The organism is Neorhizobium tomejilense (assembly GCF_964254135.1).
Taxonomy (GTDB): domain Bacteria; phylum Pseudomonadota; class Alphaproteobacteria; order Rhizobiales; family Rhizobiaceae; genus Neorhizobium; species Neorhizobium tomejilense.
In genome coordinates this window covers 3611388-3636143 of record NZ_CAXUSO020000001.1, presented here as the reverse complement: position 1 = coordinate 3636143, position 24756 = coordinate 3611388, and the positions used below count along the sequence as shown (strand labels likewise).

The 24756-nt window shown below is 62.3% G+C and carries 27 protein-coding genes; 15 read left to right on the top strand and 12 right to left on the bottom strand.

The genetic code is table 11. The features are described 5' to 3' along the window. Positions 1-28: 28 nt before the first annotated feature. Positions 29-2572, bottom strand: coding sequence for an ABC transporter permease (locus ACSQ3G_RS18115; protein WP_436111016.1), 2544 nt, complete (start codon positions 2570-2572; stop codon positions 29-31). Next, positions 2569-3282, bottom strand: coding sequence for an ABC transporter ATP-binding protein (locus ACSQ3G_RS18110; RefSeq protein ID WP_436111015.1), 714 nt, complete (start codon positions 3280-3282; stop codon positions 2569-2571). The genes ACSQ3G_RS18115 and ACSQ3G_RS18110 overlap by 4 nt, the downstream gene beginning before the upstream one ends. 77 nt (positions 3283-3359) lie before the next feature. Here ACSQ3G_RS18110 and ACSQ3G_RS18105 point away from each other — a divergent pair, with 77 nt between their 5' ends. The 4 genes from ACSQ3G_RS18105 to ACSQ3G_RS18090 all read left to right on the top strand — a co-directional run bounded on the left by ACSQ3G_RS18105 (position 3360) and on the right by ACSQ3G_RS18090 (position 5463). Next, positions 3360-4010, top strand: coding sequence for an arylesterase (locus ACSQ3G_RS18105; protein WP_436111014.1), 651 nt, complete (start codon positions 3360-3362; stop codon positions 4008-4010). 66 nt (positions 4011-4076) lie between these two features. Beyond that, a complete protein-coding gene (gene thpR, locus ACSQ3G_RS18100) occupies positions 4077-4667 on the top strand; it encodes an RNA 2',3'-cyclic phosphodiesterase (RefSeq protein ID WP_105404554.1) in 591 nt (196 codons plus the stop codon). A gap of 37 nt (positions 4668-4704) precedes the next feature. Beyond that, positions 4705-5007: a 4a-hydroxytetrahydrobiopterin dehydratase gene (locus ACSQ3G_RS18095; protein WP_046631864.1), complete on the top strand. Its 303-nt coding sequence runs from the start codon at positions 4705-4707 to the stop codon at positions 5005-5007. A gap of 57 nt (positions 5008-5064) precedes the next feature. Beyond that, positions 5065-5463 (top strand): YkvA family protein, encoded by a 399-nt coding sequence (locus ACSQ3G_RS18090; protein ID WP_046665105.1) that lies wholly within the window; start codon positions 5065-5067, stop codon positions 5461-5463. 12 nt (positions 5464-5475) lie between these two features. Here the strand turns inward: ACSQ3G_RS18090 and ACSQ3G_RS18085 are convergent, their stop codons facing one another. After that, positions 5476-6039, bottom strand: a complete 564-nt coding sequence (locus ACSQ3G_RS18085; RefSeq protein WP_436111013.1) for a sigma-70 family RNA polymerase sigma factor — start codon at positions 6037-6039, stop codon at positions 5476-5478. Positions 6040-6367: 328 nt separating this feature from the next. On the opposite strand from ACSQ3G_RS18085, the gene ACSQ3G_RS18080 reads away from it, so the two are divergent. From ACSQ3G_RS18080 to ACSQ3G_RS18065, 4 genes are all read left to right on the top strand, one after another. Beyond that, complete coding sequence (locus ACSQ3G_RS18080) at positions 6368-6934, top strand: invasion associated locus B family protein (RefSeq protein ID WP_080955221.1); 567 nt, start codon at positions 6368-6370, stop codon at positions 6932-6934. A 221-nt stretch (positions 6935-7155) separates the two neighbouring features. Further along, the gene (rlmN, locus tag ACSQ3G_RS18075) at positions 7156-8394 is read left to right on the top strand and encodes a dual-specificity RNA methyltransferase RlmN (RefSeq protein ID WP_105404556.1); all 1239 of its coding nucleotides are present in this window, start codon (positions 7156-7158) and stop codon (positions 8392-8394) included. Between the two features lie 102 nt (positions 8395-8496). Further along, entirely contained in the window at positions 8497-8850 is a 354-nt protein-coding gene (locus tag ACSQ3G_RS18070) for a YciI family protein (RefSeq protein ID WP_436111012.1), read from the top strand. Further along, on the top strand, positions 8850-10109 hold the full coding sequence (locus tag ACSQ3G_RS18065; protein WP_436111011.1) for an RNA polymerase sigma factor: 1260 nt from the start codon (positions 8850-8852) through the stop codon (positions 10107-10109). The genes ACSQ3G_RS18070 and ACSQ3G_RS18065 overlap by 1 nt, the downstream gene beginning before the upstream one ends. Here ACSQ3G_RS18065 and ACSQ3G_RS18060 read toward each other — a convergent pair. From ACSQ3G_RS18060 to ACSQ3G_RS18050, 3 genes are all read right to left on the bottom strand, one after another. After that, complete coding sequence (locus ACSQ3G_RS18060; protein WP_046637422.1) at positions 10093-10734, bottom strand: LysE family translocator; 642 nt, start codon at positions 10732-10734, stop codon at positions 10093-10095. The two genes, ACSQ3G_RS18065 and ACSQ3G_RS18060, sit on opposite strands and share 17 nt — an antisense overlap. A 70-nt stretch (positions 10735-10804) precedes the next feature. Further along, positions 10805-11665 carry an SDR family NAD(P)-dependent oxidoreductase gene (locus ACSQ3G_RS18055; RefSeq protein ID WP_436111010.1) on the bottom strand — a complete coding sequence of 287 codons (861 nt, stop codon included), beginning with the start codon at positions 11663-11665 and terminating at the stop codon, positions 10805-10807. Beyond that, positions 11662-11928 carry a hypothetical protein gene (locus ACSQ3G_RS18050; protein ID WP_436111009.1) on the bottom strand — a complete coding sequence of 89 codons (267 nt, stop codon included), beginning with the start codon at positions 11926-11928 and terminating at the stop codon, positions 11662-11664. The genes ACSQ3G_RS18055 and ACSQ3G_RS18050 overlap by 4 nt, the downstream gene beginning before the upstream one ends. Here ACSQ3G_RS18050 and ACSQ3G_RS18045 point away from each other — a divergent pair. Then, the gene (locus ACSQ3G_RS18045; protein ID WP_038546590.1) at positions 11927-13150 is read left to right on the top strand and encodes an argininosuccinate synthase; all 1224 of its coding nucleotides are present in this window, start codon (positions 11927-11929) and stop codon (positions 13148-13150) included. The genes ACSQ3G_RS18050 and ACSQ3G_RS18045 overlap by 2 nt on opposite strands. 55 nt (positions 13151-13205) lie before the next feature. Here the strand turns inward: ACSQ3G_RS18045 and ACSQ3G_RS18040 are convergent, their stop codons facing one another. Both ACSQ3G_RS18040 and ACSQ3G_RS18035 read right to left on the bottom strand, forming a co-directional pair. Continuing rightward, positions 13206-14402, bottom strand: coding sequence for a multidrug effflux MFS transporter (locus tag ACSQ3G_RS18040; RefSeq protein WP_436111008.1), 1197 nt, complete (start codon positions 14400-14402; stop codon positions 13206-13208). A 1-nt stretch (position 14403) separates the two neighbouring features. Next, on the bottom strand, positions 14404-14907 hold the full coding sequence (locus ACSQ3G_RS18035) for a MarR family winged helix-turn-helix transcriptional regulator (RefSeq protein ID WP_436111007.1): 504 nt from the start codon (positions 14905-14907) through the stop codon (positions 14404-14406). A 114-nt stretch (positions 14908-15021) separates the two neighbouring features. Between ACSQ3G_RS18035 and ACSQ3G_RS18030 the strand changes: the two genes are divergently transcribed. Next, the gene (locus ACSQ3G_RS18030) at positions 15022-15663 is read left to right on the top strand and encodes a LysE family translocator (RefSeq protein WP_436111006.1); all 642 of its coding nucleotides are present in this window, start codon (positions 15022-15024) and stop codon (positions 15661-15663) included. 28 nt (positions 15664-15691) lie between these two features. On the opposite strand, the gene ACSQ3G_RS18025 is transcribed toward ACSQ3G_RS18030, so the two are convergent. Further along, positions 15692-16114 carry a hypothetical protein gene (locus ACSQ3G_RS18025; protein WP_105404564.1) on the bottom strand — a complete coding sequence of 141 codons (423 nt, stop codon included), beginning with the start codon at positions 16112-16114 and terminating at the stop codon, positions 15692-15694. Between the two features lie 189 nt (positions 16115-16303). On the opposite strand from ACSQ3G_RS18025, the gene ACSQ3G_RS18020 reads away from it, so the two are divergent. The 4 genes from ACSQ3G_RS18020 (at position 16304) to ppa (ending at position 21963) form a co-directional block, all read left to right on the top strand. Then, positions 16304-18394, top strand: coding sequence for a M3 family metallopeptidase (locus ACSQ3G_RS18020; protein WP_436111005.1), 2091 nt, complete (start codon positions 16304-16306; stop codon positions 18392-18394). A 354-nt stretch (positions 18395-18748) separates the two neighbouring features. Further along, positions 18749-20572, top strand: a complete 1824-nt coding sequence (typA, locus tag ACSQ3G_RS18015; RefSeq protein WP_436111004.1) for a translational GTPase TypA — start codon at positions 18749-18751, stop codon at positions 20570-20572. 203 nt (positions 20573-20775) lie between these two features. Further along, positions 20776-21282, top strand: coding sequence for a GNAT family N-acetyltransferase (locus ACSQ3G_RS18010; RefSeq protein WP_037081530.1), 507 nt, complete (start codon positions 20776-20778; stop codon positions 21280-21282). Positions 21283-21429: 147 nt separating this feature from the next. Continuing rightward, entirely contained in the window at positions 21430-21963 is a 534-nt protein-coding gene (gene ppa / locus ACSQ3G_RS18005) for an inorganic diphosphatase (RefSeq protein WP_037081533.1), read from the top strand. Between the two features lie 4 nt (positions 21964-21967). On the opposite strand, the gene ACSQ3G_RS18000 is transcribed toward ppa, so the two are convergent. After that, positions 21968-22282 carry a DUF167 domain-containing protein gene (locus ACSQ3G_RS18000; RefSeq protein ID WP_105404566.1) on the bottom strand — a complete coding sequence of 105 codons (315 nt, stop codon included), beginning with the start codon at positions 22280-22282 and terminating at the stop codon, positions 21968-21970. Next, the gene (locus tag ACSQ3G_RS17995) at positions 22279-22569 is read right to left on the bottom strand and encodes a YggT family protein (RefSeq protein ID WP_037081547.1); all 291 of its coding nucleotides are present in this window, start codon (positions 22567-22569) and stop codon (positions 22279-22281) included. Before ACSQ3G_RS17995 ends, ACSQ3G_RS18000 begins: the two co-directional genes overlap by 4 nt. A 141-nt stretch (positions 22570-22710) precedes the next feature. Here ACSQ3G_RS17995 and ACSQ3G_RS17990 point away from each other — a divergent pair, with 141 nt between their 5' ends. Beyond that, positions 22711-23979: an MFS transporter gene (locus tag ACSQ3G_RS17990; protein ID WP_436111003.1), complete on the top strand. Its 1269-nt coding sequence runs from the start codon at positions 22711-22713 to the stop codon at positions 23977-23979. Here ACSQ3G_RS17990 and ACSQ3G_RS17985 read toward each other — a convergent pair. Next, positions 23967-24749, bottom strand: coding sequence for a glutamine amidotransferase (locus tag ACSQ3G_RS17985; protein WP_436111002.1), 783 nt, complete (start codon positions 24747-24749; stop codon positions 23967-23969). The two genes, ACSQ3G_RS17990 and ACSQ3G_RS17985, sit on opposite strands and share 13 nt — an antisense overlap. Positions 24750-24756 lie beyond the last annotated feature (7 nt).

Here is a 24756-nt window from a genome sequence, read left to right as displayed (position 1 = left end):
TTAACGGGAAATACTACCTGTGGTCGAATTAGAGCTCGCGCAGCACCGGCGCGGCCTTCTGCCCTAATATGCGCCATGTGCCGGCGAGGCCTATTCCGACGGTCAAAACCAGAGAAACGGCGAGCGTCAGCACTGCAATGTCGGGCAGGAAGACCGACTGGAGCCGCATGATCCGGCTGACCACGAACCATGCGGAGAGGCCGCCGGCGAGAAGCGCGAAGAGCGCCGTCGCCGTTCCGAGGATCATGTATTCGTAGCTGAAGGCGCGCATCAGCATGCTGCGCGTGCCGCCGAGCGTCTTCAGGATGACGGCGTCATGGGTGCGTGCGCGGTTGCCGGCCGCAAGCGCACCGGCAAGCACCAGCACGGAGGCGATCAGCGCAACGGCCGCTGCGGCCCTGATGGCGGCCGCGAGCTGCCCGACGAGCTGGTCGACGATATCGATCGCGTCCTTGACCCGGACGCTGGTGATGGTCGGATAGGCGTTGGTGACGGCGCGCAGGATCGAGGCTTCTTGCTGGGCGGTGGCCTTGGGATCGCTGAGCGTCGCGAGCCAGGCATGCGGCGCACCGCGGAAGGTATTGGGCGAAAAGACCATTACGAAGTTGATCGAGAGAGATTCCCACTGAACCTTGCGGAAATTGGCGATGCGGGCGGTGATATTGCGGCCGAGCACGTTGACGGTGACGGTGTCGCCGATCTTCAGGCCGAGTTCGCCGGCCTCTTCCGCCGAGAAGGAGACCAGCGGTTCGCCGGTATGGTCGGCGGCCCACCATTGTCCCGCCGTCAGCGCAGAGTTGGAAGGAAGTTTCTCCTCGTAGGTGATGCCGCGGTCGCCGCGCAACACCCAGCGGCCGGCGGGCGGCACGTTCATCTGCGTCACGTCCTGGCCGTTGAAGGCGAGAATTCTTCCGCGCAGCATCGGCACCTGGGTGATCGCGCCCTCCGGCGCCTGTTGTTTCAGGATGTTGACGAAACCGTCGCGCTCCGGTCCCTGGATGTCGACGAAGAAGAAATTCGGCGCCTGCTGGGCGATGCTGCCGGTCAGCTGGCGGCGCATGTTGCCGTCGATCAGGGCGAGCGTCACGAGGAGCGCAAGGCCGAGGCCGAGCGACAGCACGACGGACGGCGTCAGCGCGCCCGGACGGTGGATATTGCCGATCGCCAGCCGCAGCGCCGGCGAATTGACCCGCGGGCTTCTTTTGGCAAGCGCGGCAATCAGGGCCGCAACAAGGCGCAGCAGCACGAAGGCGCCGGCGACGGCGGCGAGGAAAACGGAGGCGATGAAACGCTCTTCCGCAGAGACGATCGCAAGCGCCGCCAGGGCCGCAAGCGCCAGACCGGCCGCCAGAAGATAGGGCCAGGAGGGAAGGCGGGTATTGTCGAAACTCTGTTCCCGGAAAAGCGCGGTCGCCGGCACTTCGCGGGCATGGCCGAGCGGCAGAACGGCGAACGCGAAGGTGATCAGGATGCCGAACAGGGCGGCCAGCGCCAGCGCGGAAGGGTAGAAGGTGACTTCCTTCGGAACCGGAAGCACGCCTTCGAGGAACTGCAGCGCCACGAAGGGCGAGACGGCGCCGATGACGAGACCGATCAGGATGCCGATCACTGCCAGCAGCATGATCTGGATGAGATAGATCATCGTCACGACGGAAGCCGGCGCGCCGAGGCACTTGAAGGTGGCGATCGTGGTGCGCTTGGCATCGAGGAAGGCGCGCACCGCATTGGCGACGCCGACGCCGCCGACGATCAGTGCCGTCAGGCCGACGAGCGTCAGGAATTGCGAGAAGCGATCGACGTTTTCGGTGAGCGAAGGGGCGGCACGGTCGCTGGTGCGGACCGACCAGCCGGCGCTCGGGAATTCGCGATTGGCGCGGGCGGCGAGCGTCGAGCGGATCGCCGGGTTGTCGAGCCGCACCTTGTAGGCATGTTCGACGAGGCTGCCGGTGGTGATCAGGCCGGAGGCGGCGAGTGCCTCACGACTGACGATCAGCCGCGGCGCAAAGCCGAAACCGTCGGAAAGCGCGTCGGGCTCGGCGGTGATCGTGCCGCGCAATGTCAGCCGGGCATTGCCGAGCAGAAGCTGGTCGCCGTCCTTGAGGCCGAGGCGTTCCAGCAGAAGCGGGGCTGCCAGTGCGCCAAACGTCTCTCCCTGCTTGCCAAGCAGGTCGGGCAGCGGCGCGGAAGGTTCAGCGCCGAAACTGCCGTAGAGCGGATAGGCGTCGTCCACCGCCTTGACCTCGACCAGCGCCTGCTCGGAACCGTCAGGCTTGCGGGCCATGGAGCGCAGGCTGGTGGACAGGGAGACCTTGCCGAGGCTGGTGAGGAACGCCCGTTCCTGGTCGGTGGCTTCGCGGTTGTTCAGTTCGAAGCGGATGTCGCCGGCAAGGATTTCCTGGCCCTGGGAGGCGATGGCGCCGGTGATCGCCCGCGATACCGAATTGACGGCTGCGATCGCCCCGGTGCCGAGCGCGATACAGGCGAGGAAGATGTAGAAGCCGGCCAGGCCGCCGCGCATTTCGCGCAGCGCCAGGCGGAAGGAAATCGAGAGGCGCGGAAAGGCCGGCCTCATGCGGAGACCGCCTGGACAGACACGTGGGCGCTGTCGCTGGCGCCGACGATCTCGCCGGAGCGGACGCGGATCTGGCGCGAGCAGCGGGCGGCAAGCGCATTGTCATGGGTGACGAGCAGCATGGTCATGCCGCGCTCCGCCTGTTTCGAAAATAAGAGGTCGGCGATCTGCCGACCGGTCTCGGTGTCGAGATTGCCGGTCGGTTCGTCGGCGATCAGCACGGAGGGCGAGGGGGCGAGGGCGCGGGCAATCGCCACGCGCTGCTGCTCGCCGCCGGAAAGCTGGCCCGGATAGTGGCTCAGCCGCTCGCCGAGGCCGACGGCGGTCAGTTCCCGCCCGGCGATCTCGAAGGCGTCCCTCACATTGGCGAGTTCGAGCGGGACGGCGACGTTTTCGAGCGCCGTCATGTTGGCGATCAGGTGGAAGGACTGGAAGACGATGCCGATATTGCGGCCGCGGAAATCAGCGAGCCTGTCTTCGGAAAGTGCATGAAGGGGAGCGCCGTTGATGACGATCTCGCCGCTGTCGAGGCGCTCGAGGCCTGCAAGCACCATCAGCAGCGTCGACTTGCCGGAGCCCGAAGGCCCGACGATGCCAACGGCCTCGCCCGCGCGGATTTCGAGGTCGATCTGCTTCAGCACATGCACCGATGCCGCCGCGCTGCCCAGGGTCAGATCGGCTTTCTTCAGTGTGATGATGGTTTTAGTCAAATCGAACCGTCCTATATTAGGCGTGAAGCGTAACCCGAGTACCGCATTGCGGTCGCGCTCAATCTAGGAGACGGATCGTGAGTTTTAAAGCAAGCCTGCTTCACTTCATCGTCATGTCCGTGCTGGGGCTGGCCGCATTGCCGGCCGTCGCGCAGGATAGAACGATCCAGATCGTCGGTTTCGGCGACAGCCTGATGGCAGGCTACCAGCTTGCGCCTTCCGAGTCCTATACGGCCCAGCTCGAGGCGGCGTTGAAAGCCGCGGGGCAGAATGTCGTGGTCGCCAATGCCGGCGTTTCCGGGGATACGACGGCCGGCGGGCTTTCGCGCATCGACTGGTCGGTGCCCGACGGCACGGACGGCGTGATCCTCGAACTCGGCGCCAACGACGCGCTGCGTGGCATCTCCCCGGACCAGTCGGAAAAAAATCTCGACGCGATCCTGGCGCGGCTGAAGGAACGGAAGATCCCGGTCTTCCTGATCGGCATCCTGGCGCCGCCCAACATGGGCGGCAATTACGCCGAGAAGTTCAACCCGATCTACAAGCGGCTGGCCGACAAATACGCGGTGCCGCTCTATCCGTTCTTCCTGGATGGGGTCACGACCATTTCCAGCCTGCAGCTCTCGGACGGCATGCATCCGAACGCCAAAGGGGTGGCCGTGATGGTCGAAAAGACCGTTGGACCTGTCAAAAGCTTCCTGGGGGCTATTAAGGATAAGGGAAAATAACACCTTGCGCGGAACTCCGTTGCATGATTCGCTGTTAGCATCTGCAAAAGATTCGAGGAGGTCCCTATGCCGAGACTTTTCACCGCCCTCGAAGTTCCGCGCAATGTAGCGATGAGCCTGTCTCTCCTGCGCGGCGGGATCCCCGGTGCCCGGTGGATCGACGTGGAGAACTACCACATCACGCTGCGCTTCATCGGCGATGTCGATGGCCGAACCGCCGACGAGATCGTCGACCGGCTGGACCGCATCGACCGGCCGGAATTCCAGGCGACGCTGACCGGGATCGGCTCCTTCGGTTCGAAAAAGCCGCATTCCATCTGGGCCGGCGTTTCGCCCTCCCCGGAAATATATGCGCTGCAGGCGGAGATCGAACGGATCTGCCAGCGCATCGGCCTGCCGCCGGATCCCCGCAAGTTCACCCCGCATGTGACGCTGGCGCGGCTCAAGAATTGCCGGCTGGACGATGTGGTCCACTACCTTTCCGGCCGCGGCAACTTCTATACGGCGCCCTTCACGGTGCCGCGTTTCGTGCTGCTGTCGTCGAAGGAATCGGTCGGCGGCGGGCCCTATCTGACGGAGGAAATCTTCCCGCTGCAGGAGACGAGCTACGGCACTGCCTATGCTGGCGACATGGAGCCGGCTAAAAGCCTCCTTTGACCCGAAGCAGCCCCTTTTTCCGAAGGAGCGTTGGACGATGAACTACGAAAAGCTGGATACGGCGGGCGTCGAGCGCGAGTTCGCGACGCTTGACGGCTGGGACCTGAAGCCGGAAGGCGATGCGATCTTCAAGAGCTTCAAGTTCAAGACCTTCATCGAGGCCTTCGGTTTCATGGCCGAGTGCGCGCTGTCCGCCGAGAAGCTCAACCACCACCCGGAATGGTCGAACGTCTATTCGCGGGTCGACGTGTTGCTGACCACCCACGCGACCAAAGGGCTGACCGACATCGACTTCAAGCTTGCCCGGGCAATGGACAAGGCATCCTCGCGCCGCAATTGAACTTCATGGTCGAGAGCCCAATATTGGATGGGCACACGTTGAGCGAACGGAGCGACCATGGACGACGTGAAGATCGGCGAAATTCTGCTGCCGGGTGACGAGGATACGCAGGGCCGCCGCGAGCGGCAGGTCCGGACCAAGTTCTGGCCGACCCTGAAGCGGGCCGTGCGGCAGGTGCCGTTCAGCCGCGACCTGATCGCCGCCTATTATTGCGCCATCGACCGCCGCACGCCGACCCGTGTGCGGGGCGTGCTGCTTGCGGCGCTTGCCTATTTCGTGATGCCGATCGATTTCCTGCCGGACATGTTCGTTCTTGTCGGCTTCACCGACGATGTCGCGGTGCTCGCGGCAGCCTTCCGGATGATCCAGGGCCACATTGCCGACCGCCATTACGAGGCTGCCGATCTGGCGCTCGCGGACAATCCGGACATCGCCGACGGCGTCCGCGGCAAATAGTCTCAAGGGACGCTATCCCTCCGAAGGATCGTCGAGAACTCGTCGCAAGCGCTCGAAAGCGAGCCGGATTCGCGACTTCACCGTACCGAGCGGAAGACCCGTGGACGAGGCGATTTCCGAATGGGACTGGCCGAGGAAGAAGGCCGCTCGCACCAGTTCCATCTGTTCGCCGGGAATATCGGCAAGTGCTGCGCGCACCTGGGCATCGCGTTCCTCACCTTCGAAGATCGTATCGGCGCCCGGCGCCTCGGTCACGAAGAACAGGGGTTCGTAGACGTCCAGCGGCCTGTGCCTCGTCCGGCGTTCCGCGTCGATGCGGCGGTTGCGGGCGATACGGAAAAGCCAGGTAGACAAGGAGGATCGGGTGGGATCGTAGAGGCCGGCGCGGTGCCAGAGAACGGCCATCACCTCCTGGACGAGTTCCTCCGCGTCGTCCGGTCGCATCGACCGTTTCACCAGCCAGGATTTCAAACGCGGCGCATAATAATCGAACAGCACGGTAAAGGCTGCCTGATCGCGCTCATCGGCCACTGCCCTTACCAAGCCGGCGAAGTGGTCTCTTTCGTCTACATTCATTTACGCTGCGCAAAGTTTCCGATGAGATTCGCATCATATTCGACCATTCTAATGTCATTGTGAGAGTTAGGAAAAGGACAAACTCTTGCCCCAATCCTTGTGTCACTGATTGACGAAACGCATGGAAATTCTGCTGGTTGGGTCTTTGGAGGCATGGCGGCGAGTGCTATTCCTACCATCCAAGGGCCAGGGCAGGAGATTCAGCAAATTCTAATGGTCTGGTTGACGGTTTGGTAACCAGGATCAAGTCAAAATGCGCCGAATCAGGATCATGCCTGGCAAGGCTTGCCCGCTCGGGCCGTTGAACGAACAAAACCGGCAGGAGACCATGTCTGTAAGAACAATCGCAACCGCATTGGCAATTTTGGCTGCAAGCGCCGGCCTGGCATCGGCTCAGGCGCCGAAGGCCACTGGTCCGGCCAAGCCGCAGCAGGCCCAGGCACCAGCAGCAGCGGCCGCAGGTCCGACCCGCATCCAGCAGTTCAAGGCATGGGGCGCCTATTCCTACAAGTCGGGCGCCAGCAATGTCTGCTACGTGCTTTCGGTGCCGACCACCAAGGAACCGGCCAGCGTCGATCACGGCGATATCTTCTTCATCGTCTCGCAGCGGCCCGGACAGAACATTTCCTACGAGCCGCAGGCGATGGTCGGATACGTGCTGCAGCCGAATTCCAAGGTGACCGTGACGATCGACAAGAAGAACTTCACGATGTTCACCAAGGACAAGGCGGCCTGGGTCGAGAACGCCGCCGAGGAGCCGGCGCTCGTCGCAGCGATGAAGACCGGTCAAAACATGAGCGTCAGCGCCGTTTCCGGCCGTGGCACCAAGACCTCCTATGCCTATTCGCTGCAGGGCATTGCGGCGGCGCTGAAGCAGATCGAAACCTGCAAGTAAGCGCCCGCGCGCAGCAAGAGCTCGAAGGCCGGTCCCGTGACCGGCCTTTTGCATTTCCTGAAGAATAGTGACGCGGCGGCTATTTGATGATAAAGCCCGCCTCAACGAAGGTCCGGCACATGTGCCCAATGGGCCGATACAGGTTTCACGCATTCAACATGCCCTGACTTTCCCGCTGATCGAATGTGGGAAAGCTGCATGTGTTCGAACGGGATAAAAGAATGTCAGTCTCAGAGGCTCTGGCGCCGGTCGCCATCAAGAAGCCGCTCGTCGCCAATCCGGATCTCTTCGGCACCAAGCCGTCGCTGATCGGGTTGACGCGCGAGGACATGGCGCAAGCGCTAAAGGAAAAAGGCGTTTCGGAAAAGCAGGTACGCATGCGCGTCAGCCAGCTCTGGCACTGGCTCTATATCCGCGGCGTCTCCGATTTCGACGCGATGACCAATGTCGCCAAGGACATGCGCGAGATGCTGAAGGCGCATTTCACCATCGCGCGTCCGGAGATCGTCGAGGAACAGGTTTCCAATGACGGTACCCGCAAATGGCTGTTGCGCTTTCCGCCGCGCGGCGCCGGCCGTCCGGTCGAAGTCGAGACCGTCTACATTCCCGAAGAGGGTCGCGGCACGCTCTGCATCTCGAGCCAGGTCGGCTGCACGCTGACCTGTTCCTTCTGTCACACCGGCACCCAGAAGCTGGTGCGCAACCTGACCGCCGAGGAAATCCTGTCGCAGTTGCTGCTGGCCCGTGACCGGTTGGGTGACTTTCCGGGCACCGACACGCCGCCCGGCGCCTATGTGCCGACCGGCGACCGTAAGGTCACCAACGTGGTGATGATGGGCATGGGCGAACCGCTCTACAATTTCGAAAGCGTCAAGACCGCGCTGTTGATCGCGACCGACGGCGACGGGCTGTCATTGTCGAAGCGCCGCGTCACGTTGTCGACCTCGGGCGTGGTGCCGGAAATCTACCGGACCGGCGACGAGATCGGCGTGATGCTGGCGATCTCGCTGCATGCGGTGCGCGACGAACTGCGCGACATGCTGGTGCCGATCAACAAGAAATATCCGCTGAAGGAGCTGATCGAGGCCTGCCGCAACTATCCGGGCCTTTCGAACGCCCGCCGCATCACCTTCGAATATGTGATGCTGAAGGACGTCAACGACAGCCTGGAAGACGCCAAGGCGCTCATCCAGCTCTTGAAGGGCGTTCCGGCGAAGATCAACCTCATCCCGTTCAATCCCTGGCCGGGCACGAACTACCAGTGTTCGGAATGGGCGCAGATCGAGAAGTTCGCCGACTTCATCAACCAGGCGGGTTACGCCTCGCCGATCCGCACCCCACGCGGCCGCGACATCCTCGCCGCCTGCGGCCAGCTGAAGTCGGAGTCGGAGCGGATGCGCAAGACCGACCGCCTCGCCTTCGAGGCGATGATGATCGCAGGCCACGGCGAGGACGACTGAGGCTGCCGGAAATATTTCACGGGGCGCATGTCGATCGGCTTGCATCCCGTTCGTTATCGGTCACCATCGCAATTGAGCGGTGGCTGAACCGAGGGTACGGACATGAAATATATGGCGCTGATCTACACGAGCCCGGCAACGATGACGCCTCCCGATTCTCCGAATTTCGGCCGAATGATGGAGGGCTACAAGCTCGCCAACGAGACCTACCAACGCGACGGCGTCTATGTTTCCGGCGATGCGCTGCAGCCCGCGACGACCGCCACGACCGTGCGCGTGCGGGACGGCAGGACCGAAACGATGGATGGTCCTTTCGCTGAAACCAAGGAGCAGCTTGCCGGCTTCTACATCCTTGATTGCTCTTCGCTCGACGATGCGATCCGCTATGCCGCGATGATCCCCGGTGCGGCTCACGGTGCGGTGGAAGTGCGGCCGATCATGGTTTTCGACCGCTGATGAACGGCCCTGCGGCGAGGGCTCCGATTGCCGAGGCGATCGACAGGATCGCCCGGCAGGACGGCGGCCGCCTTCTTTCCAGCCTCGTCGGATCGCTCCGGGATTTCCAGCTGGCTGAAGATGGCCTGCAGGATGCGCTCGAATCCGCATTGATCCACTGGAACCGGAACGGTTTGCCCGCCTCGCCGAATGCCTGGTTGATGCAGGTGGCTCGACGCAAGGCCATCGACCGGCTGCGGCGTTCGGCCAATTTCCACGCAAAATCGGCGGAGATCGCGCATCTCATCGAACTGGAGAACAGATCTGCCGCAGCAGACGAGCCCGATCCGATCGGCGACGAGCGGCTGAAGCTGATCTTCGCCTGCTGCCACCCGGCGCTCGACAAAAAGACCTGCGTGGCTTTGACCCTGCGTTCGGTCTGCGGGTTGAAGACCGAAGAGATCGCGAATGCCTATCTGGACGGACACGAGGCCATGGCCCAGCGGCTGGTGCGTGCCCGCCACAAGATTGCCAAGGCCGGCATTGCCTATGAGGTTCCGGGACCAGACGGCTGGGCCGCAAGGCTCGAAAGCGTGCTCGCGGTCGTCTATCTCATCTTCAACGAAGGTTATGCCTCTGGAAGCGGCCATCATATCCGCGCCGATCTCTGCGAGGAGGCGATCCGCCTCGGTCGGCTGCTGACCAGGCTCAAGCCCGACGAACCCGAGATCGAGGGACTGCTGGCGCTGATGCTGCTGCATCATGCCCGGCGGGCGGCGCGGATCGGCGCCAGCGGCGAGATTTTGACGCTGGAGGCTCAGGATCGACGTTTATGGGACCGGGCCGAGATTTCGGAAGGCCTTGCTCTCATCGAACAGGCGCTGTGCCGTCGGCGACCCGGGCCCTATCAGATACAGGCGGCGATCATCGCCGTGCATGCCGAAGCGCCGAGTTTTTCCAAGACGGACTGGCAGCAGATCGCCTCGCTCTATGCAGAACTTACCCGCACCGCCGACAATCCCGTCTATGAACTCAACCGGATCGTTGCTGTGTCCTATGTGGAGGGGGCGGGCGCGGCTCTGGCCTGCCTCAAGCCGATCGCCATGGCGCTGGTGGCGTACCAGCCTTTTTATGCCGTTCAAGCCGACCTCCTGGCCCGGGATGGACAGATAGATGAAGCAAGGCTCGCCTATAGCCGGGCGATCGAACTTTCCCAATCCGATGCGGAAAGGCTATTTCTTTCCCAGCGGCTGAATGGTCTTCCTACCGGGCCTGCGTGAAGAAGATCTTCGCCGCGAAGATCGAGAAGACGCCGGCGAAAGTGTAGTCGATGCCCCGCAGGACCTTCGGGTTGGCCTGCAACCAGCCCGAAAGCCAATCGGCGGCAAGAACGACGATCAGGTTTACCGGCATGCCGATGACGATGAAATAGAAGCCGAAAAAGATCAGCTTGCCGGTGACATGCGGATCGCCGGCCGTCACGAACTGCGGCAGGAAGGTCATGAAGAAGATGATGACCTTCGGATTGAGGATATTGACCCAGAAGCCAGTCGAGATGTTGGCAAGTGGACTGCTCGCGGTCTTTTCAACCTGCTCGACGGAAAAGTTCGAGCCGAAGCGGATCGCCTGGATCGCCAGCCACAGGAGATAGGCTGCCCCGCCGGTCTTCAGGATGAAGAAGGCGGTCGGCGATGCGGTGATCAGCGCAGAGATGCCGAAGGCGACGAGCAGCGTATGGCAGACGACGCCGAGGCTGGTGCCGAGCACCACGAACAGCGCCGGGCGGCGGCCCTGGCCGAGCGCGCGGCTGATCGACAGCGTCATGTCAGGCCCGGGCGTCAGGGCCAGAAGCAGGCCGGCGGCGGTGAAGGCAAGCAGGGCGGCAAGGCTCGGCAGGAATTCCATGGGTCACGCTCGAATAGCCGGATAAAGGAATGCTCCATTTACCCGGCTTTCGAAGCCTTGCCAAATCAATCTATCGACGTCCGTTGATGAATTCCTTTGATGCATCCGCGAAATCCGGATGCCAGCGCGACAGCGGCGGACGGTTCTCGATGATGTCGCCGATCGCCCAGGCCATACGACGTTCGTCGGTTGCCCGGTCCACGTCATTGTCGGGGCACAGGATGTAGAAGTCGCCGCGCTCGAGGCTGGCGAGCATGAATTCGACCGTCTGTTCCGGCGTCCAGGCGTCGGCAGGCTTTTCGTCGCGGTCGCCTTTCGTCAGGCCGGTAAACACGAAGCCGGGGATGAGCAGATGGGCCGACACTTGGCAGTCGGGCGTGCTGCGCAGCTCGTGCTGGAGCGCTTCGGTGAACGCCTTCACACCGGCCTTGGCGACATTGTAGGCGGGATTGCCCGGCGGGGTCGTGATCCCCTGTTTCGAGCCTGTGTTGACGATCAGCGACGGTTCGCCATGGGCGATCATGGCCGGGCCGAACGTCCGCGTGCCGTTGATGACGCCGAGGAGATTGACGGCGAAAATGCTGTCCCAGTTGACCTGCGGCCCGAATATCGAGCTCCCCGGGCCGATGCCGGCATTGTTCATCAGCACATGCACCCGGCCGAAACGCTGGAGGACGGCGCGTTCCAGCGCCTCGATCTCGTCCGGCTTCGAGACGTCGGTGCCGATGGCGGCGACATCCGCCTCGCCGTCTTCGGCAAGAGCCGCGACCTCGCGGGCTGCTTCCGCGAGCTTGTCGCCCTCCAGATCGGCAAGGACGACCGAAAGGCCCATCCTGGCAAACTCCTTCGCGGCGGCAAGGCCGATGCCCGATGCGGCGCCGGTAATCACGGCGACGTTGTCCTTTTTCAGAGCGGGATGAGTGATGGTCATGGCAGATCTCCTCTGGGGCGCTGCTGTTCAAAGGTCGGGCGGGATATGGTACCCTCATCAAAACCTGTCAACATGACAAGGGCGTCACAAGTAAGGGCGTCGTCATCCGCGTCCTTCACCAGCGCATGAATATCGACCGTCATCTCTGATCGGCTTTGCCGGGTTTTTCTTGCGCGCCTCAGGAAACTCGCTAAAAGTGCCGCAAATCCCGACTTGGCAGTTTCAACAACCGCTTCCACCCGCAGACGGACGTAAATCGACATGGCACTCCCGAAAGACGTAAAGAAGGTCGTTCTCGCCTATTCCGGCGGTCTCGACACCTCGATCATCCTGAAATGGCTGCAGACCGAACTTAACGCCGAGGTGGTGACCTTCACCGCCGATCTCGGTCAGGGCGAGGAGCTGGAGCCGGCCCGCAAGAAGGCCGAGATGCTCGGCATCAAGGAGATCTATATCGAGGACGTGCGCGAGGAATTCGTGCGCGATTTCGTCTTCCCGATGTTCCGCGCCAATGCCGTCTATGAAGGCGTCTACCTGCTCGGCACCTCGATCGCCCGCCCGCTGATCTCCAAGCACCTGATCGAGATCGCCAAAAAGACCGGTGCCGACGCGATCGCCCACGGCGCCACCGGCAAGGGCAACGACCAGGTCCGTTTCGAGCTTTCGGCCTATGCGCTGAACCCGGATATCAAGGTCATCGCGCCGTGGCGCGACTGGGCGTTCAAGAGCCGCACCGATCTTTTGAAGTTCGCCGAGGAAAACCAGATCCCGGTTGCCAAGGACAAGATGGGCGAGGCGCCGTTCTCCGTCGACGCCAACCTTCTGCATTCGTCGTCCGAAGGCAAGGTTCTCGAAGACCCGGCCATCGAGGCTCCCGAATACGTGCATATGCGCACGATCTCGCCGGAAGCTGCTCCGGACAAGGCGACCGTCATCAAGGTCGGCTTTAAGAAGGGTGATGCGGTTTCCATCAACGGCGTCGCCATGTCGCCGGCGACCCTGCTCGCCGCTCTCAACAATTACGGCCGCGACAACGGCATCGGCCGTCTCGACCTCGTCGAGAACCGTTATGTCGGCATGAAGTCGCGCGGCGTCTACGAAACCCCCGGCGGCACGATCCTGCTCGCCGCCCACCGTGCGATCGAGTCGATCACGCTGGACCGTGGTGCCGCGCATCTCAAGGATGACATCATGCCGCGTTACGCGGAGCTCATCTATTACGGCTTCTGGTTCTCGCCGGAGCGCGAAATGCTGCAGGCGCTGATCGATAAGAGCCAGGAGCATGTCGAAGGCGAAGTGACGCTTAAGCTCTACAAGGGCAATGTCATGGTCATCGGCCGCGAGAGCGAAAAGTCGCTTTATTCCGACAAGCTGGTCACCTTCGAGGACGACCAGGGTGCCTACGACCAGAAGGATGCGGCGGGCTTCATCAAGCTCAATGCGCTGCGCCTGCGCACCCTCGCCAAGCGCAATCTGGGCAAGTAATTCCCCAAAACCCGATCAGCGAAGCCCGCCTGCCCGAAAGGGGAGGCGGGTTTTTTCATGCCCTGTGGCTGGCGGTCCGAAAACCAATGTAACCGAGCACGGCGATCAGGTGCATGGCGGGAATGACGATGCCGAAGGCCGGCAGCGGCGAGCCGATCGAGGCGGCGGCGACGCCGCCCACGAAGCCGGCGCCCATCTGGATGAAGCCCATCATTGCCGATGCGGACCCGGCAATATGCGGGAAGGGGATGAGGCCCGCCGCGGTCATGTAGGGCGACACGAAGGCGATCCCGAAGGCGCACATGGCAACCGGCGCCATGACCGACAGAAACGACGGCGGCAGGTAGTGGACCGAAAGGGCCATGACGAGGCCGCCGCTGCCGCTGAAGATCAGCCCGACCAGGGGAGCGCGTTCGGCAGGCAACCATCTCGATATGACCCTCAGGCAGACCGAACCCATCAGGAAGAAGCCGGATTGCATCAGCATGCTCAGGCCGAACTGGGTCGGCGTCAGCCCGACCTTCTCGATCAGGATGAACGGCAGCACCGCCGCCTGGGCATACATGGAGCCGACGGCGCCGGCGAGAACGACCGCGGTGAACAGGAAGCGCGGCAAGGCGACGATTTCGACATAGGCCTGGACGAGCCGCAGCGGCTTCAGCCGGCTGCGATCCGGCACGGTCGTCTCCTTCAGGCAGACGGTGGAGAGAAAAACGAGCAGGGCGCCGAAACCGACCATCAGCAGGAATACCGATCGCCATCCGAAGGCGGCGAGTGCCAGGCCGCCGATCGTCGGACCGAGGGACGGCCCGATCGCCAGGATGATGCCCATCGTGTTGATGATCCGTGCCGCGTCGCCGCCGTTGAACTGGTCCCGTACGATGGCGCGCGACACGGTGATGCCGACCGAAGCGCCGATACCCTGGATCAGGCGGCCGGCGAGCACCCATTCGACTGTCGGAGCAAAGGCCGCAAGCAGCGAACCGGCAAGATAGATAAGGAGGAAGCTCAGCGAGGCGGTCTTGCGGCCGAAGGCATCGGAGACGGGACCGGCGACCAGCTGCGCCAGCGCAAAGCCCGCGAAATAGAGCGACAGCGACATCTTGATCGCCGCTTCCGTGGTGTCGAAGGCACGCACCAGTTCCGGCATCGCCGGCGTGTAGATCGCCATGGAAATCGGCCCGATCGCCGTCAGGAGGGCGCCGATGATCGTGGTTCGGCGCTCGCTCATCCGAGCGGGGATAGGCGGCATGTTATCGGCTTTCATCAGGTGCAGTCTGCAGTGCAGCGGAGGGGACGGCGGCTTGCAGGTTGGCGTTGAACAGGGCCAGCGCCTCGCGCAGGATCCGGTTGTCTTCCTCGCTGAGGCCTTCGGTCGCCTGGCCAAGGATGGCGTTCAATTCGTTGCGGATCGAACCGATCATCTCGCCGGAAGTCTCGGTGAGATTGATCCGCTTGGCGCGCCGGTCAGCGGAGCATTGCTGCCTTTCGACCAGTCCGAGCGCCTCCAGCTTGTCGAGATAGGCGCAGAGCGTCATCGGCTCGACGCCCATGCGGGCGGCGATGTCGAGCTGGCGGCTGCCGTCGAGAGCCGCAATGTTGATCAGGGCGCGGGCTTCCCCGGGTGTCAACCCCAGGCCTGCCTGGGCGATGCGGCGCTCGAAGGCGGCACGCAGCAGTCGGGCACTGTCGACGATCAGGAACCCCAGAATGTCCATATGCTTTTCGGCACCCTTTGCCTCGTCGTCGAATTTCATAAGGCACGCTTACTATCTTTCGGGTGCGAGGCAAACGGAAAAGGGGGCCACTGGTTGCATTGACACCGATAAAACCGGAGGCGAGATTGTCGCAGCCTTCCGACGGAGACCATCATGTCATCATCGCTGCTTGCCGGCGCCTTTTTCGCGGCGCTTGCCTACACGCTCATTCCCGGGCCGGCATTCCTGGCGCTGCTCGGCATCGGTGCCGGGCAGGGAAGGCAGGCCGGCGCCTTCTTCATGGGCGGCCATCTGGCGGGGGACATCCTGTGGTCCGGTCTGGCGCTGGTTGCGATCATCGGCGCCAAGACGGTCGGCACCACCCTCTTCGACATACTCGGGGTTTTCTGCGGGCTCTATCTCGGCTGGATCGGCTGGAGCGCATTGCGGGCGAAGCCGAAGAAGGATGGCGGCGCGCTGGTGACGGTTGAAAAACCGCTGCGGCGCGGGCTGATCTTCGGCCTGACGAACCCCAAGGGATATCCGGTGGCGCTGGCGACGTTCACCGCGCTGCTCGCAAGTTCTGCCGATGCACTGGATTTCAGCGCGCTGCCGGTGCTTCTCGCCGTGTCGCTGATCGGGTTCCTGACGGCCGATCTGGTGTTGATCGGGATTATCGGCGCCGGCGTGGTGCGGCGGTTCTATCGGAAACATGAGAGGGTGATCGTCCGGCTTTCCGGACTGCTGTTCATCGGTTTTGCGGTGCAGGCGCTCTGGCACTCGGCACCGGGCCTGTTCGGCGACCGGCGGGCCTGAAGGTGAGACGCGGCTAAAGCTTGGCCGATCAGACTTCGATGAAAGCCATGACCGCGCGAAGGACGTTGGCGCGGGACGTGTCGCCGAGCGACATGGCGATTTCAAGCTGGTTGCGGTAATAGTCGTGGAAGTTGAAGCCGGTTTCGTCGGTGACCTGCGACAGGTCCATCAACTGTCCCTGAGCATCGACGGCGTGTGTTGGAAGTTCTTCGGACAGCGTTATGTATGTGTCCTGGTCGATCTTGCCGGCCTGATAGTTTTCAAGCGCGAGCGCGCGCAGATCGCGCGGGGTGATCGCCGAAAAATCAATCGGCGATTCATCCGCGTCGGGCACCTGAAAGGTGATCTGGCTCTGCCGACTTCCATGCTCGGAAGATTTCTCGACCTTGTTGTTTCGAGAATGGTCTCTTTGCAGTAAGTTGGTAGACCAGCGCAAGGAACTGATTTCCATGGCTATATCCTGTTTCATCGGATACTGGGCCAAAAGTACCTTTGATTACTGCACTGCGTCAAATGGTTAATAACCGTTAATTGTTGTGTATGATTTCTTGCTGAAAAACGAAAATGGACGGGCGCATACCCATTCCCGCCGCCTTCTCCTATATGAATGGCGAAGCATCGTTATGAAGGATATATATTCATGTCTTCTAATCTTCTGGTGAACCCCGCCCTGGTGGACTGGAATGGCCATCACGGCCTGCCGCGCTTCGATCAGGTGAAGGACGAGGACTTCGCCCCCGGCTTCGACGCGGCGCTTGCCGCCCACGAAGCGGAGATCGATGCGATCGCCAACAATCCGGAAGAGCCGACCTTTACCAACACGGTCGTTGCCCTGGAGACTGCAGGCGATGGCCTGTCGCGCGTTTCGGGGCTGTTCTGGGGCAAGGCTGGCGCCCATACCAACGAGAATATTCAGGCACTTGAGCGCGAGATCGCGCCAAAAATGTCCCGCCATTATTCGAAGATCGGCATGAATGCGGCGCTGTTTGCCCGCATCGATACGCTCTGGGACAATCGCAAGGAACTGGGCCTGACGCTCGAGGAAGAGCGGGTGCTGGAACGGCACTGGAAGGGCTTCGTCAAGGCCGGCGCCAAGCTTGCCAAGGCCGAGCAGGAGCGGCTTGCCGATATCAACGAAAAGCTTGCCGGGCTCGGCGCCAAGTTCGGCCAGAACGTTCTGGGCGACGAGAAGAGCTGGTCGCTGAAATTGTCCGACGAGGCCGAGCTCGACGGCCTGCCGGCGTTCCTGCGTGATGCCATGGCATCCGCGGCCCGCGAACGCGGCGAGGCGGCCGGGTATATGGTGACGCTGTCGCGCTCGATCATCGAGCCGTTCCTCACCTTCTCGACCCGCCGGGACCTGCGCGAACAGGCTTTCAGGGCCTGGGCGGCGCGCGGACAAAACGGCGGCGAGACCGACAATCTCGGCATCGTGCGCGAGACGCTGGCGCTGCGGGCGGAAAAAGCAAAACTGCTCGGATACGAAAATTTCGCGGCCTACAAGCTCGACAACACGATGGCGAAGACGTCCGATGCGGTGAATACGCTGCTCCGCCAGGTATGGGACAAGGCGCGTTCCAAGGCGCTGGAGGAAGAGGCGAGCCTTGGCGGCCTGATCGCCGAGGAGGGCAAGAACCACGAGGTCATGCCCTGGGACTGGCGTTATTATGCCGAGAAGCTGCGGCAGCGGACCTTCGATTTCTCCGAAACCGAGCTGAAGCCCTATCTGCAGCTCGAAAAGATCATCGAGGCCTGTTTCGATGTCGCCGATCGCCTGTTCGGCATCAAGGCGGTCGAGGTGAAGGGTGTTTCGGCCTATCACCCGGATGTGCGGGTGTTCGAGATCCGCGACAGGGACGGTTCGCTGAAGGCGCTGTTCCTCGGCGACTATTTTGCCCGGTCCTCGAAGCGCTCCGGCGCCTGGATGAATTCCCTCCAGTCGCAGCATAAGCTGCCGCTGAAGAACGGCGCGACAGGCGAGCTGCCGATCATCTACAACGTCTGCAATTTCGCCAAGCCCGCCGAAGGCAAGCCGGCCTTGTTGTCGATCGACGACGCCCGCACCCTGTTCCACGAATTCGGCCACGCGCTGCACGGCATGCTGTCGGACGTCACCTATCCGTCGGTCTCCGGCACCGGCGTGTCGCGCGATTTCGTCGAACTGCCGTCGCAGCTTTACGAGCACTGGCTGACCGTGCCGGAAATCCTGGAAAAATATGCCGTGCACTACGAAACCGGCAAACCGATGCCGAAGGCGCTGCTCGACAAGGTGCTGGCGGCCCGCACCTTCAACGCCGGCTTCGCGACGGTGGAATTCACCTCCTCGGCGCTGGTGGACATGGCGTTTCATACCCGCGGAGCGATCGAAGATCCGATGGCGGTGCAGAAGGAAGTGCTCGACGAGATCGGCATGCCGGCCTCCATCGTCATGCGCCACGCGACGCCGCATTTCCAGCACGTGTTTTCGGGCGACGGTTATTCGGCGGGCTACTATTCCTACATGTGGTCGGAAGTGCTCGATGCGGATGCCTTCTCCGCCTTCGAGGAAACCGGCAATGCCTTCGATCCGGTCATGGCGCGCAAGCTCAAGAACAACATCTACTCCGTCGGGGGCTCGATCGATCCGGAAGAGACCTACAAGGCATTCCGCGGAAAGTTGCCGGATCCGAAGGCGATGCTGAAGAAAAAGGGCCTGGCGATGGTCGAGGAGCTTTCCGGCAGCGACGCCTGAGCGCATTGCGATCCCGGTCTTACGGGAGTAAAACAGGGCCGAAGATTTGCCGATCATCGGCCTGTCATGCGGCCGCCGTAATACCGAAGCGCCGGATCGCAACATCGATCTGGCGGCAGTCGCGCGAGGGGTCGATCTGGCTCGGCGTGGCCATGGCCTTCATTGCAATCGTGGCGACCGCCTTCCTGCCGCTCCTCTTGGCCACCTCTTGAGGCGCAGCGGGCTGGTGGCGAAACAGCCATCAACCATCATCGCGCTCACCCCTTTCGCAAATGCGAAAAACAGGGTATGAGGCCGCAAAACGAATTGGGTGCCGCCTCCCGTTGCCGCGCCAAGAGCTCAGAGATTCAAAACATGAAAATGCGAAATATCGCGATCATCGCACACGTCGACCATGGGAAGACCACTCTTGTCGACGAACTTCTGAAGCAGTCCGGCTCGTTCCGTGACAACCAGCGCACCACCGAGCGCATGATGGACAGCAACGATCTCGAAAAAGAACGTGGCATCACCATCCTTGCCAAGGCGACCTCGATCGAGTGGAAGGGCGTTCGCGTCAACATTGTCGACACCCCCGGCCACGCCGACTTCGGCGGCGAAGTCGAGCGCATCCTGTCGATGGTGGACGGCGCGATCGTTCTCGTCGACTCGTCCGAAGGCCCGATGCCGCAGACCAAATTCGTGGTCGGCAAGGCGCTGAAGGTCGGCCTTCGCCCGATCGTCGCGATCAACAAGATCGACCGTCCGGACGGCCGCCACGAGGAAGTCATCAACGAAGTCTTCGACCTCTTCGCCAATCTCGACGCCACCGACGAACAGCTCGATTTCCCGATCCTCTACGGGTCCGGTCGCGATGGCTGGATGAACGTCAATCCGGAAGGCCCGAAGGATGAGGGTCTCGCCCCGCTTCTCGACCTGGTGCTGAAGCACGTTCCCGAGCCGAGCGTCGGCGAAGAAGACGGCGCGTTCCGCATGATCGGCACGCTGCTCGAAGCCAACCCCTTCCTCGGCCGCATCATCACCGGCCGTATTCATTCCGGCTCGATCAAGCCGAACCAGCCCGTCAAGGTGCTGTCCCAGGACGGCAAGACGGTCGAAACCGGCCGTATCTCCAAGATCCTCGCCTTCCGCGGCATCGAGCGTACGCCGATCGACGAAGCGCATGCGGGCGACATCGTCGCCATCGCCGGCCTCTCAAAGGGCACCGTCGCCGACACGTTCTGCGATCCCTCGGTCACCGAGGCGCTGCATGCACAGCCGATCGACCCGCCGACCGTTACCATGTCCTTCCTCGTCAACGACTCACCCCTTGCCGGCACCGAAGGCGACAAGGTGACGAGCCGCGTTATCCGCGACCGCCTGTTCAAGGAAGCCGAAGGCAATGTCGCGCTGAAGATCGAGGAAGCCGAGGGCAAGGATTCGTTCTACGTTTCCGGCCGTGGCGAATTGCAGCTCGCCGTGCTGATCGAAACCATGCGCCGCGAAGGCTTCGAGCTTGCCGTGTCGCGTCCGCGCGTCGTGATGCACAAGGCCGAGGACGGCACGCTGATGGAGCCGATCGAGGAAGTCGTCATCGACGTCGATGAGGAGCATTCCGGCGTCGTCGTGCAGAAGATGTCCGAGCGCAAGGCCGAAATGGCCGAGCTGCGTCCGTCGGGCGGCAGCCGCGTTCGCCTGGTATTCTTCGCGCCGACCCGCGGCCTGATCGGCTACCAGTCGGAACTTCTGACCGATACCCGCGGCACTGCGATCATGAACCGCCTGTTCCACGACTATCAGCCCTACAAGGGCGAGATCGGCGGCCGCACCAACGGCGTGCTGTTGTCCAACCAGGCCGGCGAAGCCGTTGCCTATGCGATGTTCAACCTGGAAGACCGTGGCCCGATGATCATCGAGCCGGGCGAAAAGGTCTATATGGGCATGATCATCGGCATTCACAGCAGAGACAACGACCTTGAGGTCAATGTCCTCAAGGGCAAGCAGCTGACCAACATCCGTTCTGCCGGCAAGGACGAAGCCGTCAGGCTGACCCCGCCGATCCGCATGACGCTCGACCGCGCGCTGTCCTGGATCCAGGACGACGAGCTGATGGAAGTGACGCCGAAGAACATCCGGCTGCGCAAGACCTATCTCGACGCCAACGACCGCAAGCGCTTCGGCAAGGCGAAAATCGCCTGATTTCGACAGCATGCTCTGAGCCTTTCAAAACCCGGCAGAAATGCCGGGTTTTTTTCTGTGCCTGAGACCCGGCCGGCCTTGTCGCAAAGGTTAAAAACACGTTAACGTTGCCGCGTCGTCCACATGAGAAGTCTGTGGGCAATCCGCTCTACACACATTGGTGGAATGGCGGATTGCCAGCATCAGGGCCTAGAGTAAACGTTATGAAAACGTTATCGATCGATGTCCGGCGGGCCGAACCGCAAGACGCTCGCGCTATTTCCGAGGCGCACCGCCAGGCATGGACCCAGGCCTATGCAGGCCTCATTCCCCACAAGCCGCTCACCCAGATGCTGGAGCGCCGGGGCGAGGCATGGTGGCGCAAGGCGACCCGCGGACCCGCGACCCTGCTGGTGCTCGATGTCGCAGACCAGGTCGCCGGTTACGCCACGATCGGCCTCAACCGGGCGCGTGCCCTGCCTTACGACGGCGAGGTCTACGAGATCTATCTGCGTCCGGAATTTCAGGGCATCGGCCTTGGCCGCCGCCTGTTCGGCGAAAGCCGCCGGCTCCTGAAGTCGCTCGGCTGCGAAGGCCTCGTCGTCTGGTGCCTGGAGGACAGCGAGCATGCGGCGCGTTTCTTCCGCCGGCACGGCGGCGTGGACCTTGCCGAAGGCATGGAAGATTTTGGCGGCACTCAGCTTCGCAAGATCGGTTTCGTCTGGTCCTGAACGGTCAGCCTTCAACCCCCTGAATTTGAACGCTTTCTAGTGTTGCGGCGCCTAGCGCGGTTCAACATTGGCGTCAAAGCCTTGTTGCCTTGCAGCATGATTCCCGCTATCGACGCTTAACTTTGTTGAACCTCATCGGGGACCAGAATGCGTATCGATGCAATTTCCGTTGGCAAGAATCCGCCTGAAGACGTCAACGTCATCGTTGAAGTGCCGGTCGGCGGCCAGCCGATCAAGTACGAAATGGACAAGGAAGCCGGCGCTCTCGTCGTCGATCGCTTCCTCTACACGCCGATGACCTATCCGGGCAATTACGGCTTCGTACCGCACACGCTTTCGGAAGACGGCGACCCGATCGACGTCCTCATCTGCAACACCCGTCCGCTGGTTCCGGGCTGCGTCATCAACGTGCGCCCGATCGGCGTGATGATCATGGAAGACGACGGCGGCAAGGACGAGAAGATCATCGCCGTCCCGGTTCCGAAGCTGACCCAGCGCTACGACAAGATCAAGAACTACACCGACATGCCCGAGATCACGCTGAAGCAGATCGAGCACTTCTTCGAGCACTACAAGGATCTGGAGCCCGGCAAGTGGGTGAAGATCGGCGGCTGGCAGAATGTCGACGTGGCAAAGACGCTGATCATCGAAGCCATCGAGCGCTACAAGGCCCAGAAGTAAGCCGTCAGGCCTTCAGGACCTTTTTGAATTTCTCCTCCAAATCCTCCGGGTCGCCATCGATCCGGAGGATTTTTTTGCGCGCGGTTTCGCCCGAGAGGATCGAAATGGAGGATTTGGGAAGGCGGAACGTATCGGCCAAGAGCAGGATCAGCGCCTTGTTGGCCTTGCCGTCCTCCGGCACGGCGGTGACGCGTGCCTTCAGGAACACCTCGCCATCGGCGGCGGTCTCAATGCCCTCGACGGCATTGCGGCCCGAATTCGGCGTAAGCCGGATTGCGAGCCGCAGATGGTCGGAATGCTTGCTGTAAGCGCCGCTCACGCAACCAGCGGATAGATCGACGTCCACATCAGCGAGCGAATGAAGAAGATGATCAGGAGCAGGATGACGGGCGAGATATCGATGCCGCCGAGGTCCGGCATGATGCGACGGATGGGACGCAGCGCCGGTTCGGTGACGGCGAAGAGGAAACGGCCGATCGCATCGACGAACTGGTTTCTCGAATTGATGACGTTGAAGGCATAGAGCCACGAGAAGATGGCGCTGGCAATCAGCACCCAGGTATAGAGGTTCAAGGCCAAATCGATGGTCTGAAACAGGGCGAGCATTAACGTCTCCATTTCTTTGTTGACAGACATGTAGACATTGGCGAACTAACGGGCAAGTGCCGCGCCCGCGCCTCATCCGATTCATGTTTAACGGGCGACGGGCACGCTGCCGGCCTCCGGCTCCGCTGAAAGTGTTGCCTCATGTCCATTTCTGCCTCGGGCGATCGTTTCGCCGCCTTCCGGCACTCATCTTATACTCGCTTCTTCTTTTCCCGACTTTTCTCGGCTTTTGCGATCCAGATCATCAGCGTCGCGGTCGGCTGGCAGATGTACGACGAGACCAGCAATCCGCTTTATCTCGGCCTGATCGGCCTTTTCCAGTTCCTGCCGTCGCTGCTCCTGATCCTCGTCACCGGTTCGGTCGCCGACCGCTATAACCGACGCGCGATCATGGCGATCTGCATGGTGGTCGGGGCGCTCTGCGCCGGCGCCCTTCTGGCTCTCACCGTCACCCATTCGTTTTCGCCCTGGCCGGTGTTCGGCATCCTGATCGTGTTCGGGATCGAACGGGCCTTCATGGGGCCGGCGGTCCAGTCGCTCGGTCCGAACCTGGTCCCGGAACAGGACCTGCCGAACGCAGTCGCCTGGAATTCCTCGTCCTGGCAGACGGCGGCGATCCTCGGCCCGGTTGCCGGCGGCCTGCTTTACGGCATCAGCGCGGTTTCCGCCTATTCGGTCGCACTGGTCTTCCTCATCCTCGCCGCCGCCCTGGTGTTCATGATCCCGAAGCCTCCGCAGCGCAACGCTGCGGAAAAGGTGAGCTGGGGCCAGATCCTGGCCGGCTTCCACTTCATCTCGCGGGAGAAGATCGTGCTCGGAGCGATCTCGCTCGACCTCTTCGCGGTCCTGCTTGGCGGCGCGGTGGCGCTGATGCCGATCTTTGCGCGTGACATTCTCGAACTCGGCCCCTGGGGCCTCGGCATGCTGCGGGCAGCACCGGGCGTCGGGGCGATCGTCGTCGCGATCTACCTTGCTTTCTACCCGATCCGCCACCATGCCGGTCTGGCGATGTTCATCGGCGTCGGGCTGTTCGGCATCGGCACGCTGGTCTTCGGCCTTTCAGCGACACCCTGGCTGTCGATCTCGGCACTGATGCTGATGGGAGCGTCCGACATGATCTCGGTCTATGTGCGCGAGACGCTGATCGCGCTCTGGACGCCGGACGAGGTGCGCGGCCGGGTCAACGCGGTCAACATGGTGTTCGTCGGTGCGTCCAACGAGCTCGGGGAGTTCCGGGCGGGTACGATGGCCTCGATCTTCGGCGCCGTACCGGCCGTGGTGATCGGCGGTGTCGGCACGCTGGGCGTCGCGATCATCTGGGCCATGGGCTTCCCGAAGCTGCGCAGGATCGACAGTCTCGATGCGCCGGACCGGGAGGACCGGGAAGAGAGATCGGTTCAGCCGGCCTGAAGCGCCGGCTGTCGACCGTGTCCGATCTGTTCGCCGTCGGCCTGCGTGCCGTGGGCCTGCGGGTCGAAGACGAGATCGAGGAAATTCCAGAGCCATTCCTTGAGCGGCGCGTCGAAGATCATCCGGCCCTCCAGGTGGTCGCGGCCCGCCTGTGCATTCGGCATGGTGAAACGCTCGGCGCCATGCACGACCCAGCGCTGCATCATGGCCCGTGTCAGTTCCGCGTGGAACTGCAGGCCCCAGGCGTTGTCGCCGTAGCGGATCGCCTGGTTGGGATAGGCGTCGCCTTCGGCAAGCAGCTGCACGCCGCGCGGGATGTCGAAGCCTTCGCGGTGGAAGTGATAGACCATTTTCGGCCATTTCATCAGCAGCCGGCCGTGTTCTGTAGCGCGTAGCGGGTACCAGCCGATTTCGGTGAGGCCGTTTTTCTCCGCGGCGACCGTGCCGCCGAGATGGCGCACCATCATCTGCGCGCCGAGGCAGATGCCGAGATAGGGCTTGTTCTCCCTGAGTGGAACGCCGATCCAGTCGATCTCCGTCTTGACGAACGGATCCGGATCGTTGGCGCTCATCGGCCCGCCGAAGATCACCGCGCCGGAATGATCGGCCATGGTGTCCGGCAGGGGATCGCCGAGCACGGGGCGGCGGATATCGAGAGGGAAACCCTTGTCGGAAAGCATCTGGCCGACGCGCCCGGGCGACGAGCGCTCCTGGTGCAGCACGATGAGCACGGGAAGTTTTCGGGTATGACGGGAGGGAAACATCAGCATTTCAACA

Excerpts from the sequence above, each read along its gene's own strand:
- ACSQ3G_RS18115 (WP_436111016.1), bottom strand. The coding sequence starts at position 2,572 with ATGAGGCCGGCCTTTCCGCGCCTCTCGATTTCCTTCCGCCTGGCGCTG.
- thpR (WP_105404554.1), top strand. The coding sequence starts at position 4,077 with ATGCCGAGACTTTTCACCGCCCTCGAAGTTCCGCGCAATGTAGCGATG.
- ACSQ3G_RS18095 (WP_046631864.1), top strand. The coding sequence starts at position 4,705 with ATGAACTACGAAAAGCTGGATACGGCGGGCGTCGAGCGCGAGTTCGCG.
- ACSQ3G_RS18090 (WP_046665105.1), top strand. The coding sequence starts at position 5,065 with ATGGACGACGTGAAGATCGGCGAAATTCTGCTGCCGGGTGACGAGGAT.
- ACSQ3G_RS18085 (WP_436111013.1), bottom strand. The coding sequence starts at position 6,039 with ATGAATGTAGACGAAAGAGACCACTTCGCCGGCTTGGTAAGGGCAGTG.
- ACSQ3G_RS18080 (WP_080955221.1), top strand. The coding sequence starts at position 6,368 with ATGTCTGTAAGAACAATCGCAACCGCATTGGCAATTTTGGCTGCAAGC.
- rlmN (WP_105404556.1), top strand. The coding sequence starts at position 7,156 with ATGTCAGTCTCAGAGGCTCTGGCGCCGGTCGCCATCAAGAAGCCGCTC.
- ACSQ3G_RS18070 (WP_436111012.1), top strand. The coding sequence starts at position 8,497 with ATGAAATATATGGCGCTGATCTACACGAGCCCGGCAACGATGACGCCT.
- ACSQ3G_RS18065 (WP_436111011.1), top strand. The coding sequence starts at position 8,850 with ATGAACGGCCCTGCGGCGAGGGCTCCGATTGCCGAGGCGATCGACAGG.
- ACSQ3G_RS18060 (WP_046637422.1), bottom strand. The coding sequence starts at position 10,734 with ATGGAATTCCTGCCGAGCCTTGCCGCCCTGCTTGCCTTCACCGCCGCC.
- ACSQ3G_RS18055 (WP_436111010.1), bottom strand. The coding sequence starts at position 11,665 with ATGACCATCACTCATCCCGCTCTGAAAAAGGACAACGTCGCCGTGATT.
- ACSQ3G_RS18045 (WP_038546590.1), top strand. The coding sequence starts at position 11,927 with ATGGCACTCCCGAAAGACGTAAAGAAGGTCGTTCTCGCCTATTCCGGC.
- ACSQ3G_RS18050 (WP_436111009.1), bottom strand. The coding sequence starts at position 11,928 with ATGTCGATTTACGTCCGTCTGCGGGTGGAAGCGGTTGTTGAAACTGCC.
- ACSQ3G_RS18040 (WP_436111008.1), bottom strand. The coding sequence starts at position 14,402 with ATGCCGCCTATCCCCGCTCGGATGAGCGAGCGCCGAACCACGATCATC.
- ACSQ3G_RS18035 (WP_436111007.1), bottom strand. The coding sequence starts at position 14,907 with ATGAAATTCGACGACGAGGCAAAGGGTGCCGAAAAGCATATGGACATT.
- ACSQ3G_RS18030 (WP_436111006.1), top strand. The coding sequence starts at position 15,022 with ATGTCATCATCGCTGCTTGCCGGCGCCTTTTTCGCGGCGCTTGCCTAC.
- ACSQ3G_RS18025 (WP_105404564.1), bottom strand. The coding sequence starts at position 16,114 with ATGGAAATCAGTTCCTTGCGCTGGTCTACCAACTTACTGCAAAGAGAC.
- ACSQ3G_RS18020 (WP_436111005.1), top strand. The coding sequence starts at position 16,304 with ATGTCTTCTAATCTTCTGGTGAACCCCGCCCTGGTGGACTGGAATGGC.
- typA (WP_436111004.1), top strand. The coding sequence starts at position 18,749 with ATGAAAATGCGAAATATCGCGATCATCGCACACGTCGACCATGGGAAG.
- ACSQ3G_RS18010 (WP_037081530.1), top strand. The coding sequence starts at position 20,776 with ATGAAAACGTTATCGATCGATGTCCGGCGGGCCGAACCGCAAGACGCT.
- ppa (WP_037081533.1), top strand. The coding sequence starts at position 21,430 with ATGCGTATCGATGCAATTTCCGTTGGCAAGAATCCGCCTGAAGACGTC.
- ACSQ3G_RS17995 (WP_037081547.1), bottom strand. The coding sequence starts at position 22,569 with ATGCTCGCCCTGTTTCAGACCATCGATTTGGCCTTGAACCTCTATACC.
- ACSQ3G_RS17990 (WP_436111003.1), top strand. The coding sequence starts at position 22,711 with ATGTCCATTTCTGCCTCGGGCGATCGTTTCGCCGCCTTCCGGCACTCA.
- ACSQ3G_RS17985 (WP_436111002.1), bottom strand. The coding sequence starts at position 24,749 with ATGCTGATGTTTCCCTCCCGTCATACCCGAAAACTTCCCGTGCTCATC.